The following is a 16316-nucleotide window of genomic DNA, read 5'->3' as shown; positions in this document are numbered from 1 at the left end:
ATTAGACTGGGCCCGTGCCTCAACTACGCCTCGCGCTGAATCAGATCGACTCGCGGGTCGGCGACATCGCCGCCAACGCCGACTCGGTCGTGCACTGGACCCGGCACTCCGCCGAGCAGGGCGCCCACCTCGTGGCGTTCCCCGAGATGGCGCTCACCGGGTACCCCGTCGAGGACCTCGCCCTGCGCGGGTCCTTCGTCGACGCCTCCCGCACCGCGCTGGTGGCCCTCGCCCGCCGGCTGGCGGACGAGGGCTTCGGGGAGCTCCCCGTCGTCGTCGGCTACCTCGACCGCGCCGAGCGGGCCGTGGCCCGGCTCGGCCGCCCCGCCGGCTCCCCGGAGAACGCGGCCGCCGTGCTGCACCGCGGCGAGGTCGTCCTGCGCTTCGCCAAGCACCACCTCCCCAACTACGGGGTCTTCGACGAGTTCCGCTACTTCGTGCCCGGCGACACCCAGCCGGTGATCCGGGTCCGCGGCGTCGACGTGGCCCTGGCCATCTGCGAGGACCTCTGGCAGGAGGGCGGCCGCGTCCCCGCCACCCGCTCCGCCGGAGCCGGACTGCTGATCTCGGTCAACGCCTCCCCGTACGAGCGCAACAAGGACGACGTCCGCCTGGAACTGGTCCGCAAGCGGGCCCAGGAGGCCGGCTGCACCCTGGCCTACCTGGCGATGATCGGCGGCCAGGACGACCTGGTCTTCGACGGGGACTCGATCGTCGTGGACGCCTCCGGAGAGGTCGTCATGCGCGCCCCGCAGTTCTCCGAGGGCTGCGTGCTGGTCGACCTGGACCTGCCGGCGGCCCGGCCCGACGCCCCCGGGGGGATCGTGGACGACGGCTTGCGCATCGACCGCGTCGTCCTCTCCGAGGAGCCCGTGGAGCCGTACGAAGCGGTCGTCCCCGGCGGCTACGCCGAGCGCCTCGACGACGACGAGGAGGTCTACGACGCGCTGGTCGTGGGCCTGCGCGCGTACGTGAAGAAGAACGGGTTCCGGTCCGTCCTGATCGGGCTCTCCGGCGGCATCGACTCCGCGCTCGTCGCCGCCCTCGCCTGCGACGCCATCGGCGCGCAGAACGTGTACGGCGTGTCGATGCCCTCGAAGTACTCCTCGCAGCACTCCCGGGACGACGCCGCCGACCTGGCCCGGCGGACCGGCCTGAACTTCCGGACCGTCTCCATCGAGCCGATGTTCGACGCCTACACGGGCGCGCTGGAGCTCACCGGCCTGGCCGAGGAGAACCTCCAGTCCCGGCTGCGCGGCACGCTGCTGATGGCACTGTCCAACCAGGAGGGGCACATCGTGCTGGCCCCCGGCAACAAGTCGGAGCTGGCCGTCGGCTACTCCACCCTCTACGGGGACTCGGTCGGCGCGTACGGGCCGATCAAGGACGTCTACAAGACGGACGTCTTCCGGCTCGCCCGGTACCGCAACCGGGCGGCCGCCGAGCGGGGCGAGACCCCGCCGATCCCGGAGAACTCGATCGTGAAGCCGCCGAGCGCCGAGCTGCGCCCGGGCCAGGTGGACACGGACTCGCTGCCGGACTACCCGGTGCTGGACGCGGTGCTGGAGCTGTACGTGGACCGCGACCAGGGGCTGGAGGCGATCGTGGAGGCGGGCTTCGACCGCGCGCTGGTGGCGAGGACCATCCGGATGGTCGACACGGCCGAGTACAAGCGGCGCCAGTACCCGCCGGGTACGAAGATCTCGGCGAAGGGCTTCGGGAAGGACCGCCGGCTGCCGATCACCAACGGCTGGCGCGAACACCCGTAGGGCCCGGGGAACGCGGAAGGGGCCCCGCCGCCACCCGCGGCGGGGCCCCTTGGGTACGCCTCGTCTTCCGTACGCCCCGTCTTCCGTACGCCTCGTCTTCCCTACGCCTCGCCCTACTTGCGGACCGTGAGCCGCGCCGCGACCGGGAGGTGGTCGCTGCCCGTGCGCGGCAGGGTCCAGGAGGCCTCCGGCTTCACCCCGCGGACCATGATCTGGTCGATGCGGGCCATCGGGAACTGGGCGGGCCAGCTGAAGCCGAAGCCGTTGCCGGCCGCGCCCTGGGTGGAGCGCATCTGCGAGGTGACCTCGGACAGGGAGCGGTCGTTCATCGTGCCGTTGAGGTCGCCGAGCAGGACGACGTTCTTCAGCGGCTCGGCGGCGAGGGCGGCGCCCAGGGCGTCGGCGCTGTTGTCGCGCTGGTTGGCGGTGAACCCGGCGTTGAGCTTGACGCGCACCGACGGCAGGTGGGCGACGTAGACGCCCATCTCGCCGAAGGGGCCGGCGACGGTGGTGCGCATGGCCCGGGTCCAGCCCAGCCGGATGTCCACGGGCTTGCTGGAGGTCAGCGGGTACTTGCTCCACACGCCGACGGTGCCCTCGACCGCGTGGTACTTGTACGTGCCCGCCAGGGCCTCCTCGTAGATCGGGACGGCGCCGGCCTTGAGCTCGGTGAGGGCCAGGACGTCGGCTCCGGACCTGGCGACGGAACGGGCCGTGCCGCGCGGGTCGGGGTTGTCGGCGTCGACGTTGTGGGTGGCGACCACCAGGTTGCCGCCGGGGCCCGACTTGTCGGTGACCAGTCCGCCGAAGAGGTTCACCCAGACCGCGGCCGTCAGCAGTATCGCGAGCAGGGCGGTCGCGGACCTGCGGACCACCGCGATGACCAGCAGGACCGGCACGAACACGCCCAGCCAGGGCAGGAAGGTCTCGGTGAGGCTGCCGAGGTTGCCGACGTCGTTGGGCAGGTCCGCGTGGAAGACCATGATCCCGGAGATCAGCAGCGCGAAGGCCGCGGTGACGATGCCCCGCTTCCAGATGCCGGGATCGCGGCGCAGCTCCGCCAGTCTGCGACGCAGCGCGGCCCATCGGCGTCGCAGACCGGATCCGGAGGGCCCGGGCTCGGAGCCGCCGTTCCCCGTCTCCGTCAGGTACGCCTGTGCCATGCCATGTCCTCGCTGCCGTGCTCGCGCTCCGTCCCCGCCCCTTGACCCTAGGCGATGACGGGAGCCTTCCGTGTCGTCCTTCACGGACGTACGACCGGGAGGACGAACGGCCGTGCGGCCGGGGTTCCGCTTGTCACGAAACGCGCACATTGGCTCCGGTGCGCCTGGAGCCCGGCCAGGAGTGTGACGGACCGGTCGGTGCGCCGCCGCTGCGGCACTTCCGTCCACGCCCGAGGGAGTGCCACCATGGTGGGTGAGTCCGGGGACGCCGTGAGGGCGCCTCGAGATGACACAAGGAGCAGTTGCAATGACGCATGCCGTTTCGCCTGCCCGCGAAGCAGCCTCCCCCACCCTGTACGGGGGCACGGGCACCCGGCGGATCACCGTCCGCGACCTCACCCTCGCCAAGGAGCGCGGCGAGAAGTGGCCCATGCTCACCGCGTACGACGCCATGACGGCGTCCGTGTTCGACGAGGCCGGCATCCCGGTCATCCTCGTCGGCGACTCGATGGGCAACTGTCACCTCGGCTACGAGACCACCGTCCCCGTGACGATGGACGAGATGACCCTGCTGTCGGCGGCCGTCGTACGGGGCACCAGCCGGGCCCTGGTCGTCGGCGACCTGCCGTTCGGCTCGTACCAGGAAGGCGCCGTGCAGGCGCTGCGCAGCGCGACCCGGCTGGTCAAGGAGGCCGGTGTCGGGGCCGTGAAGCTGGAGGGCGGCGAGCGCTCGCTCGCCCAGACCGAGCTGATCGTGCAGTCCGGCATCCCGGTCATGTCCCACCTGGGCCTGACCCCGCAGTCCGTGAACGCCATGGGCTACCGGGTGCAGGGCCGCGGTGACGAGGCCGCGCACCAGCTGCTGCGCGACGCGAAGGCGGCGCAGGACGCGGGCGCCTTCGCGGTGGTGCTGGAGCTGGTCCCGGCCGAGCTGGCCGCCGAGGTCACCCGGTCCCTGCACATCCCGACCGTGGGCATCGGGGCGGGCGCGGAGTGCGACGCGCAGGTGCTGGTGTGGACCGACATGATGGGCCTGACCGGCGGGAAGATGCCGCGGTTCGTGAAGCAGTACGCGAACCTGCGCGCGACCATGGGTGACGCGGCGAAGGCGTTCGCCGAGGACGTCGTCGGCGGATCGTTCCCGCAGCCGGAGCACGCCTTCCACTAGCGGGTCCGCGGACGGCCCGCCGGCAGCCCTCCTCCGGGCTGCCGACGGGCCGTCGGTACGCCGTCGGTACGCCGTCGGCCGGCTGTCGGGGCTTTGTCGGTGGCGGCTGGTCCCATGGTGGACATGACGCGAAACGACAAGAACCCCCACGCCGTAGAAGTGCGGGGGCTGGTGAAGCACTACGGCGACACGAAGGCCCTGGACGGGGTCGACCTCTTCGTCCGCGAGGGCACCGTGCTCGGCGTCCTCGGTCCGAACGGCGCGGGCAAGACCACGCTGGTCCGCTGCCTGTCCACGCTGATCGTGCCCGACGCCGGCACGGCGACGGTCGCGGGCTACGACGTGGTCCGCCAGCCGCGGCAGCTGCGCCGCACCATAGGCCTGACCGGCCAGTACGCCTCGGTCGACGAGAAGCTCTCCGGCTGGGAGAACCTCTACATGATCGGCCGGCTGCTGGACCTGTCCCGCAAGGAGGCCCGGTCGCGGGCCGACGAGCTGCTGGAGCGGTTCTCCCTCACCGAGGCCGCGAAGAAGGCCGCGATGCACTACTCCGGCGGCATGCGCCGCCGGCTCGACCTGGCCGCCTCGATGATCGGCCGCCCGGCCGTCCTGTACCTGGACGAGCCGACCACCGGTCTGGACCCCCGCACCCGCAACGAGGTGTGGGACGAGGTGCAGCGGATGGTCGCCGAGGGGGCCACGGTCCTGCTCACCACCCAGTACATGGAGGAGGCCGAGCAGCTGGCGAGCGAGCTGACGGTCATCGACCGCGGCAAGGTCATCGCCAACGGCAAGGTCGACGAGCTGAAGGCGCGCGTCGGCGGCCGGACCCTGCGGATCCGCCCGGTGGCCTCCGCCGACCTGCCGGACATGGCCCGCGCCCTGTCCGAGGCCGGTCTGGACGGGGTGGCCGGCGCCCAGGCCGTGCCGGACGAGGGGGTGCTGCTGGTCCCGATCCTCAGCGACGAGCAGCTGACGGCCGTCGTCGGCCTGCTGGCCGGGCGCGGGTACGCGATCGCCGACCTCGGCACCTACCTGCCCAGCCTGGACGAGGTGTTCCTCTCCATCACCGGACAGCGGCCCGCCGTGTCCGAGGACTCCGTTCCCACCGAGAAGACCGAGGAGGTCGCGGTATGAGCACCGTCACCACCACCAAGCCCGCGGCCCCCCGGGCCGCCGCGGCGGCCCCGTCCGAGGACGGCCGGATCGGCCTGCGGGGCAACCTGCGGCACATCGGCGCCCTGGTGCGCCGCAACGCCCTCCAGATCAAGCAGGACCCGGAGTCGATGTTCGACGTCCTGTTCATGCCGATCATCTTCACGCTGCTGTTCGTGTTCGTCTTCGGCGGCGCGATCTCCGGCAAGGGCAACCAGGGCGAGTACGTCAACTACGTGGTCCCGGGCCTGATGGCGATGATGGGCATGAACATCGCCATGGGTGTCGGCACCGGCGTCAACGACGACTTCAAGAAGGGCGTGATGGACCGCTTCCGGTCCATGCCGATCGCCCGGTCCTCGGTCCTCGTCGCGAAGATCGTGGTCGAGCTCGGCCGGATGATGGTCGCCATCGCGATCCTACTCGCCGTGGGCTTCATCCTGGGTCTGTCCATCAAGACCTCGGTGCTGGACCTGTTCCTCGCCATCGGGCTGTCGGCCGTCTTCGGCGCCTCCCTGATGTGGATCTTCATCCTGCTGGGTCTGACCCTGAAGACGGCCCAGGCCGTCCAGGGCATGGCGATGATCGTCCTGATGCCGCTGCAGTTCGGCAGCTCGATCTTCGCCCCGCCGACGACGATGCCCGGCTGGCTGCAGAGCTTCACCGACGTGAACCCGCTGTCCAACCTGGCCGACGCGGCCCGCGGGCTGATCAACGGCACCCCGCTGGGCAACTCCGTGTGGATCACGCTGGCGTGGTCGGTGGGCATCACCGCCGTCACCATGCCGATCGCGGTCCGCAAGTTCCGCCAGAAGACCTGATCCGGGCGGACGGTCCGTTCCGGATCGCGTCCCGGACCGGGCCCCGTACGGGGGGCGGGTCAGTAGAGGGCGGCGGCCTCCTCCATCGTGAGGCCGCCGCCTTCGGCGCGCGCGGCCTCGTACGCCGCGTCCCCCAGCGCCGCCCGGGCGAGTTCCTCGGCACGGGCGGCGTCCTCGCGTTCCGCGGTGACCGGGACGTGCCGGGGCGGCAGGTGCGCCTGGTAGGCGCCGACCAGCCGCGCCGCGTCGTACGCCCGCTCCCGGCCGCCGAGCAAGGCGAGGGAGACGGCGGCCGTCACCAGGAACACGGCGGGCAGCTGCGGGGCGACCATCGCCGCGAGCGGGTGGCGCATGGCCGCCCGGGCGTCCCGGATCCGCTCCAGGGCGTCCTCGCACTTGCCCTCCTGGTTGTCCAGCCAGGCCGCCGTCGCCTGCAGGAACACGTCGAAGACGGCGAACGCGCCGAGGGCGAACTCCTCGCGCAGGACCGCGATCTGGGCGCGGGCCTCGGAGATCCGGCCGGTGCGGCCGAGGAGTCCCGCGTAGAACATGCGGGCGGCGGGCATGGCCTCGTTGCCGAACCACTGCTCGGTGGCGGTGATCCCGCCGAGGATCTCCTCCGCCTCCTCCAGCCGGCCGCCCTCCATGAGGGACCCGGCCATCCGTACGCGCAGCACCATCACCTGGGCCTGGGCGCCGAGCCGTTCGGCGTAGGTGATGGCTTCGAGGTAGTCCTGGCAGGCGAGGTCGTACGCGCCGCTCTTCTCCCGGGACTCGGCGCGCGCGGACAGCGCTTCGGCGCAGCCCCAGTCGTCGCCGAGCTCGCGGAAGAGGGCGAGGCTCTCGTCGGCGTCGCGGGAGGCGTCGCCGGCCCAGTCGGCGCGGTTGGCGAGGATGTTGGCCCGCAGCTGGAGGGCGGAGGCCAGTTCCCAGCGGTAGCCGTGGCCGAGGGCCCGGGCGGTGTCGAGGGTCTCGTCGACGACCCGTCTGAGCAGTCCGGCCTCCCCCGCGATCATGACAGCGTAGATCCACAGGGAGCCCGGCGTACAGCAGGTCTGCGGGAGGCCGGGCCGGTAGGTGGCGAGGACCCCTTCCACCTCGGCGCGGGCCTCCGGGCTGTCCCAGGTGGCGGACGTGTGGTCGCGGGAGGAGAGGCGCAGCAGGTGCACGGCGCGCCAGGCCTCGGTGAGGAGCTCCCCCGAGTAGGGCGGGGGCGAGTCGAGGAGTCGCTCCAGGACGGGCTCGGCCGGGACGTGGGGCGGCGCGAAGGGGTCGGGGCCGAGGGCGGCGGCGGCCTCCGTCCAGTGCCGGGTCTCGGTGCGCAGGTCCTGCATGTGCCAGTACCAGGTGAGGGCGTGGATCAGGCACAGCACCTCGCCGACGTCCCGGACGGCGACGGCGCGGCGCAGGGCGGTGCGGAGGTTCTCGTACTCGGTGGCGATGCGGTCGGCGGCCGCGCGCTGGCCGTGGCCGCGCAGCAGGGGCTCGGTGGTGCGGGCGAGTTCGCGGTAGTGGACGAGGTGGCGGTGTTCGGTCTCCTCGCGGTCGGCCTCCTCCAGCCGCTCGGCGGCGTACTCGCCGACGGTCTCCAGGAGGCGGTAGCGCATGTCGCCGGCCGGGCCGGGGGCGGCGACGACGAGGGACTTGTCGACGAGGGCCGCCATGAGGTCGGCGACGTCGAGGCCGCTGCCGTCCGCGCAGACGGCCTCGGCGGCCTCCAGGTCGCAGCCGCCGGCGAAGACGGACAGCCGGCGCAGGACGGCCCGTTCGGGCTCGTCGAGGAGCTCCCAGGACCAGTCGACGACGGCGCGCAGGGTCTGCTGGCGGGGCAGTACGGTGCGGGCTCCGCCGGTGAGGAGGCGGAAGCGGTCGTCGAGCCGGTCGGCGATCTGGCGGAGGGTGAGCAGGCGCAGCCGGGCGGCGGCCAGCTCGATGGCGAGCGGCAGTCCGTCGAGGCGGCGGCAGATCTCGGCGGCGGCCTCCGGGTCGTCGGCGACCCGGAAGCCGGGCCGGGCGGCGGCGCCGCGGTCGTCGAGCAGCCGCAGCGCGACGGGGTCGGGCAGCGGCTCGACGGGCCGCAGCAACTCGCCGGGCACGCCCAGGGGTTCCCGGCTGGTGGCGAGGATCCGCACCCCGGGGCACTGGGTCAGGATCCGCTCGGCGAGCTCGGCGGCGGCCCCGATCACGTGCTCGCAGTTGTCCAGGAGCAGCAGGAGGCGGCGTCGGGAGCAGTGCTCGGCGAGCCGGTCGAGGGGCCGGTCGCCGGCGCGGTCGGTGAGCGCGCGCAGCTCCTCGGCGGCGGCGGCGCGCAGCCTGGTCTCGCGGGCGCCGACGGCGGCGAGGGCGGCTTCGGCGACGTCCTCGGGGTCGTCGACGGGGGCCAGTTCGACGAGCCAGACGCCGTCGGGCCAGTCGGCCGCGGGGTGCGCTTCGGCGGCCTCCTGGGACAGCCGGGTCTTGCCGGCCCCGCCGGGTCCGAGGAGGGTGACGAGGCGGGACCGGGCGAGGTCGCTCCCGATGACCCGGATGTCCTCCTCCCGGCCGACGAAGGTGGTCAGCCGTGCCCGCAGGTTCCCGGCGACGCCCCCGGCCGGGGCCCCGGTGTGCGGGGCGGCGGGGGCCGGCGGGGCGGGCTGCGGGGCGGGGGTGCCCGAGAGGAGTTCGGTGTGGAGGGCGCGCAGGGCCGGGCCCGGGTCCGTGCCGAGGCGCTCGGAGAGGTCCCGGCGGACGGTCTCGTAGGCGGCCAGGGCCTCGGCGGGGCGGCCGGCGGCGCGGAGGGCCCGGATGCGGAGGGACTGCAGGGACTCGTCCAGGGGGTGGCGGGCGCACAGTTCGGTCAGCTCCGGCAGGGCCCGTTCCGCCTCGCCCAGGGCCAGCGCCGCGCCGAGCCGGCCCCGGCGCGCGTCCATCCGTACGGCCTCCCAGCGGGCGGACTCGGCCGACGGGTCGGGGAGGGAGTCCAGCGCGGGGCCCCGCCACAGGGCGAGGGCCTCGTCGTACAGGGCCGCCGCCCGGGCGGGGTCCGGGGCGGCAGCGGCGGAGCGCACGAGCCCTTCGAAGCGGTACAGGTCGACGTCGTCACGTCCGGCGTCCAGCCGGTAGCCGCCCTCCGCGGAGCGCACGGCCCCGTGTCCCAGGGCCCGCCGCAGCCGGGCCACCAGGGCCTGGAGCGCGGCGGGGGCGTCGGCCGGCGGGTCGGCGTCCCACACCTCGGTGACGAGCAGTCCGGCGGGTACGGTCCGGCCGGGGCGCAGGGCGAGGGCGGTCAGGAGGGCGCGCAGGCGCGCTCCGCCGACGGCGACGGGGGTTCCGTCGTCGCGGATGGCCTGGGCGGTGCCGAGAATCGCGTAGCGCACCGGCCCATTGTCCCCGGCCCCCGGGGGCGGGCTGACCGCGCGGCCGGGATAGGTTTCGCCGCATGGTTCACCAGGGTGGCCGCAGCGAGCGGCGTGTCAGTTCCGTTTTCCTCGGCATCGTGGCCGTCATGGCGGTGACGGGCTGGGCGGTGTGGACGGGGTACGCGACGAGCCCGGGGCTGGCCGTGTTCCTCTTCGTCACCTCGGCGTGGGTGGTCTCGCTGTGCCTGCACGAGTACGCGCACGCCCGTACCGCGCTGCACGGCGGTGACATCAGCGTCGGAGCCAAGGGCTACCTCACCCTGAACCCGCTGAAGTACACGCACGCGCTGCTCAGCATCGTGCTGCCGGTGGTCTTCGTGATCCTGGGCGGGCTGGGCCTGCCCGGCGGGGCGGTGTACATCGAGCGGGACCGGATCCGGGGCCGCTGGAAGCACAGCCTGGTGTCGGCGGCGGGCCCGCTAACGAACGTGGCCTTCGCGGTCGTGTGCACGGCGCCGTTCTGGCTGGGCGCCCTCGACGGGGTGCCGGTGACGTTCCGCTTCGCGCTGGCGTTCCTGGCGCTGCTCCAGGTCTCGGCGGCGATCCTGAACTTCCTGCCGGTCCCGGGCCTGGACGGTTACGGGGTCATCGAGCCCTGGCTGTCGCACCGCGCCCGCCGCGAGCTCGCGCCGCTGGCGCCGTTCGCGCTGATCGGGGTGTTCGCGCTGCTGTGGATCCCGCAGGTGAACGCTGTCTTCTTCGACGCGGTCCAGGCGGTCCTGCGCGCGCTGGGCGTGGAGGACCTGGAGACGTACTGCGGCCACGACCTGTACCGCTTCTGGCGCGAGCAGGACGGCTTCTGCGCGGTCCCGACCGACTGACGGGCGGGCACCCCTCAGGCGGCGGTGCGCTGCTTCTCGGCCTTGGCCTTGCGCACATAGAACCAGGCCATGTTGGACGTCACGCCCGCGAGCAGGACCCACACGATCCCGAGGAAGCTGCCCTCCACGAAGGCGACCACGGCGGCGGCCACGGCAAGGACGCAGACGACTACGGCGAACACGGCAAGGCGGGGCATCGGGAACAGCTCCTCGGCGACACGAAACGGGGTCGAGCCCCTCCAGTGTCCCCCATCCCCGCCGGGGCCCCGCGTCGGCGGCGCGGGGCCCGGGGGTGGCTGCTCAGACGTCCGTGAGGCGGAGGCCCGCGTGGGCCTTGTAGCGGCGGTTGGTGGAGATGAGGTTGGCGACCATCGCCTCCACCTGGTGGGCGTTGCGCAGGCGGCCCGCGAAGACCCCGCGCATGCCGGGGATGCGGGCGGCGAGGGCCTGGACGAGGTCGGTGTCGGCGCGGGACTCGCCGAGGACCATGACGTCGGTGTCGATCTCCTCGACGGAGGTGTCCTGGAGGAGGACCGCGGAGAGGTGGTGGAAGGCCGCGGTGACCCGGGAGTCCGTGAGCAGGGCGGCGGCCTGCTGGGCGGCGCTGCCCTCCTCGACCCGGAGGGCGTAGGCGCCCTGCTTGTCGAAGCCCAGCGGGTTGACGCAGTCCACGACGAGCTTGCCGGCGAGGTCCTCGCGCAGGGCCTCCAGGGTCTTGGCGTGGCCCTCCCACGGCACCGCGATGATGACGATGTCGCTGCGGCGGGCGCACTCGGCGTTGTCGGCGCCCTCGACGCCGAGGCCCAGTTCCCGGGCGGCGGTCTCGGCGCGGTCGGCGGCGCGGGAGCCGATGATGACCTTCTGGCCCGCGCGGGCGAGGCGGTAGGCGAGGCCCCGGCCCTGGTCGCCGGTGCCGCCGAGGACGCCGACGACCAGGCCGGAGACGTCGGGGAGGTCCCAGGGGTCCTTGGCCGGCGGCTTCTGCGTGCTGTCTGAGGAAGTCATGGGGGCGAGCGTACTGCCGGGTACGCCGGGGTCGAAGGGGTGGGAGAGGGACGGAAGCGCTCCGTGGGGCCCGGCGTGTGCGGCAGGATGCGGGCCATGGATGCCGTGAGGGTGGCTCTGCTGCGCGAGGTGCTCGCCGGGACGCCGTGGCCGGGTGAGGCGCGGAGGTTCGCCGGGTCGCTGCGGCGGGCGGTGGTGCCGGCCGGCGGGGGCCTGCTGCTGGTGGGGACGGAGCGGTACGAGCCCTGGCACCTGGCGGCGCACCTGGTGGACGAGGCCGCCTGGTCGGGGCAGCCGGAGCTGGCGCCGACGCTGGTGCGGCACCGGGTGCGGCCGGGCGAGCCGCCGCACCTGTCCGTCGGTCTGGGCCGGCTGGAGGCGGCCCGGCGCGGGCACACCCTGCTGGTGGTGGCTCCGGAGCGGCCGGGCGAGGGCCTGCTGGAGCGGGTCCACGACGCCCGGCGGGCGGGGGCGACCGTGCTGTCCCTGGACGGCGGGGACGCGGATCTGGGCGCCCTCGCGCACGACGCGCTGTCGGTGCCGGCGGCGGACTGCGCCCTGGACCTGGACACGGTGCAGCACCTGGTCGGGGCGGCGGCCGGGGAGAACGGCCTGCCGGTGCGGCGGGGCGCGGGGGCCGGCACGGGGGTGCGGCGGCTGCGGGACCGGCTGGCGCGGCTGGCCGATCAGCTGACCGCGCCGCCGCCCAGCCGCTGGTGACGGGGGTCCGTCAGGGGGTGGCGGTGCCGGTGCCGTCCCCCTCGTCCTCGCGGGTCCTGTCGTTCCAGTGGGGGTCGTTCTGCCATTCGAGGTTGCGTTCCTGCGCCGTCTCCATGGCGTGGGCGGCTTCCTCCGGCGTGGTGTACGGGCCGAAGCGGTCCTTGGCGGGGCACTCCGGGCCCTCCTCGACCTTCTTGTGGACCAGGCAGTAGTACCACTCGCCCGGCTTGCCCACCTGCCGCTTCTTGAACAGGGCCATCGTCTCCAGGCTCCTCTCGGTCCCTCTCGGTCCTCTCTACAGCGCCATGCTGCCCCAAGACCGCTCGATACACTCGCTTGCATGTCTGGCCAGTCGCTGCTCGTACCAGGCGAGCTCTCTCCCGCCCGTTCCGTTCCCGGAAACATCCGCCGTCCCGAGTACGTGGGCAAGCCCGGCCCGAAGCCGTACACCGGACCCGAGGTGCAGTCCGCCGAGACCATCGAGGCCATGCGCGTCGCGGGCCGCATCGCCGCGCAGGCGATGGAGGAGGCCGCGAAGCACATCGCGCCGGGGGTGACCACGGACGAGCTGGACCGCGTCGCGCACGAGTACATGTGCGACCACGGCGCCTACCCGTCGACGCTGGGCTACCGGGGCTTCCCCAAGTCCCTGTGCTCCTCGCTCAACGAGGTCATCTGCCACGGCATCCCCGACTCGACCGTCCTGCGCGACGGCGACATCGTCAACCTCGACGTCACCGCGTACATCGGCGGTGTGCACGGCGACAACAACGCCACCTACCTGTGCGGCGAGGTCGACGAGGAGTCGCGGCTGCTGGTGGAGCGCACCCGCGAGGCCCTGAACCGGGCCATCAAGGCGGTCAAGCCGGGCCGCCAGATCAACGTGATCGGGCGGGTCATCGAGTCGTACGCGAAGCGGTTCGGCTACGGCGTGGTCCGGGACTTCACCGGGCACGGCATCAACTCGTCGTTCCACTCCGGTCTGATCATCCCGCACTACGACAGCCCGCACGCGACCACGGTCATGGAGCCGGGCATGACGTTCACGATCGAGCCGATGCTGACGCTGGGCACCCACGAGTACGACATGTGGGAGGACGGCTGGACGGTCGTCACGAAGGACCGCAAGCGGACGGCGCAGTTCGAGCACACGCTGGTGGTGACGGAGACCGGGGCGGAGATCCTGACCCTGCCGTAGCGGCCTTCGCCGTAGGGGACTTTTTACCGACAACCCGTCGGGAACACATTGACTTAGGTATGCCTAAGCAGGAGGATCGGGCGTGGCGGCGGTGTCGCCGCGCCCGATTCCTCTTCTGCGGAGGTCCGTCTTGGACGCCTTCTCCACGCTCATCCGTGTCGCCTCGCACGAGCAGCACACCGAAGCCGAGACCTCCGCGTTCATGGGCGACCTGCTCGGCGGTCGGCTCGGAGTGGACGCCTACACCCGCTACACCGAGCAGTTGTGGTTCGTGTACCGGGCGCTGGAGGACGCGGCCGGCGCCCTGCGCCAGGACCCGGTGGCGGGCCCGTTCATCCGGCCGGAGCTGATGCGGGTCGCCGAGATCGAGCGGGACCTGGCGCACCTGATCGGGCCCGGCTGGCGGGAGAGGGTGTCGGCGCTGCCCGCGACGGAGGCGTACGCGGCCCGGGTGGCGCACTGCGCGCGGAGCTGGCCGGGCGGGTACGTCGCCCACCACTACACCCGCTACCTGGGCGACCTCTCCGGCGGGCAGATCATCCGGGACAGGGCGGAGCGGACCTGGGGCTTCGCGCGCAAGGGCGACGGGGTGCGGTTCTACGTCTTCGCGGACATCGCCAATCCGGCGGCGTTCAAGCGGGAGTACCGCGAGCTGCTCGACGCGATCGCCGCCGACGACCTGGAGAAGCGGCGGATCGTCGACGAGTGCAAGCGGGCCTTCGACTTCAACGGGGCCGTGTTCCGGGAGCTCGGGGAGGAGTTCCGGATCAGCGCGTAGCGCCAGGGGGCGTGTTCCTAGGGGGTGTCCGCAAAGTCCCGCCTGCCCCGCGACGCCCGGCACGCACTCTCGCCGCACCGGGCGCAAGACCGAGTACGTCCAGTACGAGGTCTCGCGCCCGGCGCACCGAGAGCACGCACCGGACGCCGCAGGGCCCGCCCTGCGGGCGGACGACGCTACTTTGCGGACACCCCCTAGGCCGCGAAGCGGACGCGGCCGCCCAGTTCCACCGTGCCGTCCGGGGCCGGGGCGGTGAGCAGTTGGGAGCCGGCGCCCTGGGTGATGTTCAGGGCGCGGCCCAGTTCGGCGGTGAGGAGGATCGCCGCCGAGCCGGTGGCCTCGTCCTCGGCGATCACCCCGTCGGGGCGGCGCGGGAAGCCCCGGGCGCGGATCCGGCCGGCGGGCTCGTCCTCCCAGGCCCAGGCGTAGAGCCAGCCCTCGCCGGGCGGCGGGGTGGGCAGCGCCTCGACCTCGGCGGCGCTGGCGTACTGCCGGGTGCGCTTGCCGGTGACCCACTCGGGGCGGGCGGTGATCCAGGTGAACTCCCCGTCGCCGCGGGCCCACACGGGGCCGGCGGGCGGCTGGAGCTCCTCGATGTCGAGCAGCCAGGCGACGCCGACCAGCGGGTGTCCGGCGAAGGACATGCGCGTGCCGGGGGTGCGGATGTCGACGACGCCGCGCTCGGGGTCGTCGACGAACACCGTCTCGCTGTAGCCGAGTTCGGCGGCGAGGGCCTGCCGGGCCGCGTCGTCCGGGACGGTACGGCCGTCGCGGACGACTCCGAGCAGGTTGCCGTGCCGGCCGTCACCCGCGCAGAACACCTTGATCACGTCGAGATCGTTCACAGCGGCATTGAAGCACGGCCCGGCGCGGACCCGGCCCCGTGCGCCCCCCGGCGCTTCCGCCGCCCGCCGAAGCCCGGGCAAAACCGGACGGTAACCCCGGTCCACACGGGAACGCGGGCAGACACTTGACTCTTGCTTGACCTTCGCTTGAGCCGCCCATGGAAGGGCCGTGACGGGCCCGTGTCCGGGGCCGGAAGGTGAGAGCTGAATCACTGGACGAGTGGGTATCGGTGAGGTAAGCCTCGGTTAAGTTAGGTCCGCCTCACCAGGCTGCCCCACGCCTCCACCCTCGCCAGGAGCCCTCATGCGCCCCGCCCGCCTCACCGTCCTCACCGCGGCCGCAGCCGTCGCCGCGCTCACCGCCGTCACCGGCTGCGCGGAGAAGAGCGACAAGGGCGGATCGGACGCGCTCCACGTGAACGCGACCGACAGCGCCTGCGAGGTCTCGAAGACGGAGTTCCCGGCGGGCAAGGTCTCCATCGAGGTCGAGAACAAGGGCTCCAAGGTCACCGAGCTGTACGTGCTCTTCCCCGACGACCGCATCGTCGCCGAGCGCGAGAACATCGGCCCCGGCACCAAGGCCACCATCACCGCCGAGATCAAGGCCGGCGACTACCTCTTCACCTGCAAGCCCGGCATGAAGGGCGACGGCATCCGCACCAAGGTCAAGGCCACCGGCAAGGGCGGCGCGGAGAAGCGCAGCCCCGAGCTGGACGCCGCCGTGGCCTCGTACCGCAAGTACGTCCAGGAGCAGGCCGACGAGACCATGCCGAAGGCGCAGGCCTTCGCCGACGCCGTCAAGGCCGGCGACCTGGAGGCCGCGAAGAAGGCCTACGCCCCCTCCCGCCTGGGCTGGGAGCGCACCGAGCCGGTCGCCGAGTCCTTCGGCGACATCGACCCGAAGGTCGACGTGCGCGAGGACGGCCTGGAGGCCGGCCAGGACCCGGCGAAGGACTGGACCGGCTGGCACCGCCTGGAGAAGTCCCTCTTCCAGGACAACAAGATCGACGACAACGACAAGAAGCTCGCCGACACCCTGATCACCGACCTCACCGCCTGGCAGAAGAGGGTCGGCGAGGCGGAGATCACCCCCACCTCCATGGCCAACGGCGCCAAGGAGCTCCTCGACGAGGTCGCCACCGGCAAGGTGACGGGCGAGGAGGAGCGCTACAGCCACACCGACCTGGTCGACTTCAAGGGCAACGTCGAGGGCGCCGAGAAGTCCTACGAGCTCCTCAAGGCCGTCACCGCCAAGAACGACCCGGAGCTCGCCAAGCAGCTGGACACCCAGTTCGCCGCGCTGAACACCCTCCTGGACAAGTACCGCGCCGACAAGAACTCCTACGAGTTCACCTCCTACGACAAGGTCGGCGAGACCGAGCGCAAGGAGCTCTCGGACGGTGTCAGCGCCCTGGCCGAGCCGCTCTCGAAGCTGGCCGCCGCGGTCGCCAAGTAGTCCACAGCCAGGCAGAGCG

Annotated in this window: 15 protein-coding genes; 9 read left to right on the top strand and 6 right to left on the bottom strand. The window is 72.8% G+C overall.

Annotation, left to right across the window (positions count from 1 at the left end; genetic code table 11):
* Nucleotides 1-14: 14 nt before the first annotated feature.
* On the top strand, nucleotides 15-1769 hold the full coding sequence (locus ACZ5NJ_RS31975; protein ID WP_468769488.1) for an NAD+ synthase: 1755 nt from the start codon (nucleotides 15-17) through the stop codon (nucleotides 1767-1769).
* Between the two features lie 113 nt (nucleotides 1770-1882).
* Here ACZ5NJ_RS31975 and ACZ5NJ_RS31970 read toward each other — a convergent pair whose 3' ends face one another.
* Nucleotides 1883-2932 (bottom strand): endonuclease/exonuclease/phosphatase family protein, encoded by a 1050-nt coding sequence (locus ACZ5NJ_RS31970; RefSeq protein ID WP_468769486.1) that lies wholly within the window; start codon nucleotides 2930-2932, stop codon nucleotides 1883-1885.
* A 307-nt stretch (nucleotides 2933-3239) separates the two neighbouring features.
* Here ACZ5NJ_RS31970 and panB point away from each other — a divergent pair, with 307 nt between their 5' ends.
* The 3 genes from panB to ACZ5NJ_RS31955 all read left to right on the top strand — a co-directional run bounded on the left by panB (nucleotide 3240) and on the right by ACZ5NJ_RS31955 (nucleotide 6076).
* A complete protein-coding gene (gene panB / locus ACZ5NJ_RS31965) occupies nucleotides 3240-4100 on the top strand; it encodes a 3-methyl-2-oxobutanoate hydroxymethyltransferase (protein WP_395512041.1) in 861 nt (286 codons plus the stop codon).
* Nucleotides 4101-4214: 114 nt separating this feature from the next.
* Entirely contained in the window at nucleotides 4215-5237 is a 1023-nt protein-coding gene (locus ACZ5NJ_RS31960) for an ATP-binding cassette domain-containing protein (RefSeq protein ID WP_468769484.1), read from the top strand.
* Entirely contained in the window at nucleotides 5234-6076 is an 843-nt protein-coding gene (locus tag ACZ5NJ_RS31955) for an ABC transporter permease (protein WP_468769482.1), read from the top strand. Before ACZ5NJ_RS31960 ends, ACZ5NJ_RS31955 begins: the two co-directional genes overlap by 4 nt.
* 59 nt (nucleotides 6077-6135) lie before the next feature.
* Here the strand turns inward: ACZ5NJ_RS31955 and ACZ5NJ_RS31950 are convergent, their stop codons facing one another.
* Nucleotides 6136-9432: an AfsR/SARP family transcriptional regulator gene (locus tag ACZ5NJ_RS31950; protein WP_468769480.1), complete on the bottom strand. Its 3297-nt coding sequence runs from the start codon at nucleotides 9430-9432 to the stop codon at nucleotides 6136-6138.
* 62 nt (nucleotides 9433-9494) lie between these two features.
* On the opposite strand from ACZ5NJ_RS31950, the gene ACZ5NJ_RS31945 reads away from it, so the two are divergent.
* On the top strand, nucleotides 9495-10295 hold the full coding sequence (locus ACZ5NJ_RS31945; RefSeq protein WP_468769478.1) for a site-2 protease family protein: 801 nt from the start codon (nucleotides 9495-9497) through the stop codon (nucleotides 10293-10295).
* Between the two features lie 14 nt (nucleotides 10296-10309).
* On the opposite strand, the gene ACZ5NJ_RS31940 is transcribed toward ACZ5NJ_RS31945, so the two are convergent.
* A complete protein-coding gene (locus ACZ5NJ_RS31940) occupies nucleotides 10310-10492 on the bottom strand; it encodes a hypothetical protein (RefSeq protein ID WP_079426446.1) in 183 nt (60 codons plus the stop codon).
* A gap of 103 nt (nucleotides 10493-10595) precedes the next feature.
* Nucleotides 10596-11300, bottom strand: coding sequence for an NADPH-dependent F420 reductase (npdG, locus tag ACZ5NJ_RS31935; RefSeq protein ID WP_468769476.1), 705 nt, complete (start codon nucleotides 11298-11300; stop codon nucleotides 10596-10598).
* Between the two features lie 96 nt (nucleotides 11301-11396).
* On the opposite strand from npdG, the gene ACZ5NJ_RS31930 reads away from it, so the two are divergent.
* Nucleotides 11397-12020: a hypothetical protein gene (locus ACZ5NJ_RS31930; protein WP_468769474.1), complete on the top strand. Its 624-nt coding sequence runs from the start codon at nucleotides 11397-11399 to the stop codon at nucleotides 12018-12020.
* 10 nt (nucleotides 12021-12030) lie between these two features.
* Here the strand turns inward: ACZ5NJ_RS31930 and ACZ5NJ_RS31925 are convergent, their stop codons facing one another.
* Complete coding sequence (locus tag ACZ5NJ_RS31925) at nucleotides 12031-12279, bottom strand: hypothetical protein (protein WP_468769472.1); 249 nt, start codon at nucleotides 12277-12279, stop codon at nucleotides 12031-12033.
* A gap of 81 nt (nucleotides 12280-12360) precedes the next feature.
* On the opposite strand from ACZ5NJ_RS31925, the gene map reads away from it, so the two are divergent.
* Entirely contained in the window at nucleotides 12361-13218 is an 858-nt protein-coding gene (gene map, locus ACZ5NJ_RS31920; protein WP_468769470.1) for a type I methionyl aminopeptidase, read from the top strand.
* Nucleotides 13219-13348: 130 nt separating this feature from the next.
* Entirely contained in the window at nucleotides 13349-13996 is a 648-nt protein-coding gene (locus tag ACZ5NJ_RS31915; RefSeq protein ID WP_468769468.1) for a biliverdin-producing heme oxygenase, read from the top strand.
* Between the two features lie 194 nt (nucleotides 13997-14190).
* Here the strand turns inward: ACZ5NJ_RS31915 and ACZ5NJ_RS31910 are convergent, their stop codons facing one another.
* A complete protein-coding gene (locus ACZ5NJ_RS31910; protein WP_468769466.1) occupies nucleotides 14191-14841 on the bottom strand; it encodes a PhzF family phenazine biosynthesis protein in 651 nt (216 codons plus the stop codon).
* Between the two features lie 304 nt (nucleotides 14842-15145).
* Between ACZ5NJ_RS31910 and efeO the strand changes: the two genes are divergently transcribed.
* Nucleotides 15146-16297 (top strand): iron uptake system protein EfeO, encoded by a 1152-nt coding sequence (gene efeO, locus ACZ5NJ_RS31905; protein ID WP_468769464.1) that lies wholly within the window; start codon nucleotides 15146-15148, stop codon nucleotides 16295-16297.
* Nucleotides 16298-16316: the final 19 nt, after the last annotated feature.

This window comes from Streptomyces sp. NPDC032091 (assembly GCF_055580265.1).
The sequence above is the reverse complement of the archived record's forward strand: the minus strand, read 5'-3'. Positions and strand labels throughout refer to the sequence as shown.

Bases quoted from the DNA above. Each gene is read 5' to 3' on its own strand.
- efeO (WP_468769464.1), top strand. From the start codon at position 15,146: ATGCGCCCCGCCCGCCTCACCGTCCTCACCGCGGCCGCAGCCGTCGCC.
- npdG (WP_468769476.1), bottom strand. From the start codon at position 11,300: ATGACTTCCTCAGACAGCACGCAGAAGCCGCCGGCCAAGGACCCCTGG.
- ACZ5NJ_RS31960 (WP_468769484.1), top strand. From the start codon at position 4,215: ATGGTGGACATGACGCGAAACGACAAGAACCCCCACGCCGTAGAAGTG.
- ACZ5NJ_RS31945 (WP_468769478.1), top strand. From the start codon at position 9,495: ATGGTTCACCAGGGTGGCCGCAGCGAGCGGCGTGTCAGTTCCGTTTTC.
- ACZ5NJ_RS31940 (WP_079426446.1), bottom strand. From the start codon at position 10,492: ATGCCCCGCCTTGCCGTGTTCGCCGTAGTCGTCTGCGTCCTTGCCGTG.
- ACZ5NJ_RS31970 (WP_468769486.1), bottom strand. From the start codon at position 2,932: ATGGCACAGGCGTACCTGACGGAGACGGGGAACGGCGGCTCCGAGCCC.
- panB (WP_395512041.1), top strand. From the start codon at position 3,240: ATGACGCATGCCGTTTCGCCTGCCCGCGAAGCAGCCTCCCCCACCCTG.
- ACZ5NJ_RS31925 (WP_468769472.1), bottom strand. From the start codon at position 12,279: ATGGCCCTGTTCAAGAAGCGGCAGGTGGGCAAGCCGGGCGAGTGGTAC.
- ACZ5NJ_RS31930 (WP_468769474.1), top strand. From the start codon at position 11,397: ATGGATGCCGTGAGGGTGGCTCTGCTGCGCGAGGTGCTCGCCGGGACG.
- map (WP_468769470.1), top strand. From the start codon at position 12,361: ATGTCTGGCCAGTCGCTGCTCGTACCAGGCGAGCTCTCTCCCGCCCGT.
- ACZ5NJ_RS31955 (WP_468769482.1), top strand. From the start codon at position 5,234: ATGAGCACCGTCACCACCACCAAGCCCGCGGCCCCCCGGGCCGCCGCG.